1 protein-coding gene is annotated in these 1820 nt (G+C 41.0%); it reads left to right on the top strand.

The window, feature by feature from the left end:
• Positions 1–332: 332 nt before the first annotated feature.
• A complete protein-coding gene (locus tag WBM98_RS12685; RefSeq protein ID WP_424366391.1) occupies positions 333–1697 on the top strand; it encodes a sigma-54-dependent transcriptional regulator in 1365 nt (454 codons plus the stop codon).
• Positions 1698–1820 lie beyond the last annotated feature (123 nt).

Below are 1820 nucleotides of genomic sequence, written 5' to 3'. Positions count from 1 at the left end.
GGATACACAAGCTTCCAGGGTCCATTTTTCTTGGGCAGATAGACTTAAGCCAAGCATGAAAAGGATTGTGAATAGTATGTTGAATTTAGTATTCATAGGATATTGGTATACCAACGGAACTACTATTGTTGTGCCAAGTTTATAACTAACTAGTTATAAGCTAATTATAGTTATTTCTTTAGTGAAATCGGCTCCCTAATGTAAAATAATTGTACAGATAGTGTCATATATTTGGACACTTCGTACAATTTAATGATTTCAAATTGTAGTTTTAGAAGGGAATTGAAAAAGTTGCTCGCATTTTGATAGCGGGTTCCTTAAAAATGTAAATTATGCTCGATGCAAAAATTCTGGTCATTGACGACAATAAAAGTGTGCTGAGTGCTTTGGAAATTCTATTGCAATTCGAATACGCTGCGGTAAAGACCATTTCAAACCCCAACCAGATTTCTTCTTTTCCCGACTTGACCGATTTTGATATTGTTTTATTGGACATGAATTTCTCGGCAGGGGTGAATACGGGTAATGAAGGCTTGTTCTGGTTACGGGAAATACGAAAGAAGGCCCCACAGATGTCTGTGATCATGATGACGGCCTATGGCGCTATCGACCTGGCGGTAAAAGCCTTAAAGGAAGGAGCCATCGATTTTATATTAAAACCTTGGAACAATGACAAGCTTTTGGCCACCGTTAAATCGGCTTATGAGTTGAAGAAATCCCAAAAGGAGGTCTATCAACTTAAGCAGAAGGAACATAACTTAAAGCAGCACATCAACCAAAACAAGAATTACATTATCGGTAACTCAAAGGCCCTGAATACCATATTGAATCTGGTGGGCAAGGTCGCCAAAACGGATGTGAACGTATTGGTGACGGGTGAAAACGGAACCGGTAAGGAATTGATCGCACGTGAACTGCATAAATTATCAAACCGGTGCAATGAGGTCTTTATTTCGGTAGATATGGGTTCTATCTCCGAAAACCTTTTTGAAAGTGAACTTTTCGGACATACCAAAGGTTCATTTACCGATGCAAAGGAAGATCGGTCAGGAAAGTTCGAGGCCGCTAACGGAGGCACCCTATTTTTGGACGAGATTGGAAATCTCTCCCTGCAGGCCCAAGCCAAATTGTTATCCGCCATTCAGAATAAGACCATAGTGCGTGTCGGTTCAAATAAGCGGATTCCAGTAGATATCCGTTTAGTTTGTGCCACCAATTGCAACTTGGATCAAATGGTCTCCGATGGCCTTTTTAGGGAAGATCTCCTATACCGTATCAATACCATAAGAATTGAGGTGCCACCACTGCGGGAAAGGGGTGAGGACGTTTTGGTGCTAGCTGATTTTTACCTGAATAAATACGCTTCTAAATATGGAAAACAAGGATTGCGAATCAATCAAGCCGCACAGGAAAAACTGATGTCCTATTCGTGGCCGGGAAACATTAGGGAGTTATTGCATACCATAGAACGTTCGGTCATACTTACAGATGGAAGTGTTTTGAAACCTGAAGATTTCCTTTTACATTCAAAAACGGCCCTATCGGTCGATTCAGGGCCTGAAACCCTTGAAGCAATGGAGCTGTTGATGATAACCAATGCCCTGAACCAAAATGAGGGAAATTATAGTGCCGCAGCTGAGCAGTTGGGAGTTTCCAGACAGACTCTGTATAACAAAATGAAAAAATTAGGGAAATAATGGTAAGCAGACATATCTATTTACAGCTTATTTTCCGGATCTTGATGATCTCGGTCTCTGCCATGGCGGTCGGTTTTTTCTTTTTTGCAGGCCAATTCATTCTAGCCGGTCTTGCATTGGTAC

This window comes from Maribacter sp. (assembly GCF_049667165.1).
Taxonomy (GTDB): domain Bacteria; phylum Bacteroidota; class Bacteroidia; order Flavobacteriales; family Flavobacteriaceae; genus Maribacter_A.
Note: the sequence above shows the minus strand (reverse complement) of the source record. Positions and strands in the feature narration are given on the sequence as shown.

Bases quoted from the DNA above. Each gene is read 5' to 3' on its own strand.
- WBM98_RS12685 (WP_424366391.1), top strand. From the start codon at position 333: ATGCTCGATGCAAAAATTCTGGTCATTGACGACAATAAAAGTGTGCTG.